The following is a 1004-nucleotide window of genomic DNA, read 5'->3' on the forward strand; positions in this document are numbered from 1 at the left end:
TTAGACACAGTTATTTCATTAGGCAGCTTGGGTAAAACGAGTTCGGTATTGCACCGGACTCGTTTTTAATTTTGCCTTAATCCGTTTCGTATTATAGTAATTGATATATTTTTCTAATTCTATTTTAAAATGCTCTACACTTTCAAATTCCCTCATGTAAAGGAATTCAGATTTCATAATTCCAAAGAAATTTTCCATGACAGAGTTGTCGTAACAGTTTCCTTTACGAGACATACTTTGAACAATCTCTCTTGATTCTAAGGCGCGACGATATTTTTCCATTTGATAATGCCAGCCTTGATCGGAATGCATGAGTAGCTGGTGGTGCTCAGGTAAACGTTCGAACGCTTTGTCCAACATATCTGAAACAAGTGAATAGGTTGGTCTAGAGCCAATTGTGTACGTGATAATTTCCCCGTTAAATAAATCTAAAACTGGCGATAAATAAAGCTTCTCACCGAATAATTTAAATTCCGTAATGTCTGTTACCCACTTTTCGTTTGGGGCGTCTGCTTTAAAATTGCGGTCTAAAATATTTGGCGCAATTTTACCAACTTTTCCTTTATACGATTTATACTTTTTCATACGTACTAAACATTTTAAACCTAACTCTTTCATGATACGTTGCACTTTTTTATGATTCACTTTTTGCCCACGATTCGCTAGCTCGTCACGAATACGGCGATAGCCATAACGCCCTTCATGTTCTTCATAAATCGCCTTTATTTCTGCTTTTAAATCGGCATCTGGATCTGGTCGATTCATACGTTTTACTAAATCATAGTACGTACTTCGTGGAATGCCAGCGAGTTTTACAAGTGCTTTCACCGAATATTTATGCCTTAACTCATAGACTACTTGTGCTTTGTCCTGTTTGGTGATTTTTCCTTGTTTTGAACTAAGGCATTCAACTTTTTTAAATACTCATTTTCCATTTCTAGTTGTTTAATACGTGCTTCAAGTGTTTCGGTAGAGCCTTCGACTGGTGATTGTTTTGATTGTTT

The 1004-nt window shown here is 36.3% G+C and carries 1 pseudogene; it reads right to left on the reverse strand.

The window, feature by feature from the left end:
• Positions 1-18 precede the first annotated feature (18 nt).
• Positions 19-1004, reverse strand: a pseudogene (locus ACYQ73_RS28100) (IS3 family transposase); the annotation flags it as partial.

The sequence above is a fragment of the Lysinibacillus sp. CTST325 genome, assembly GCF_054665055.1.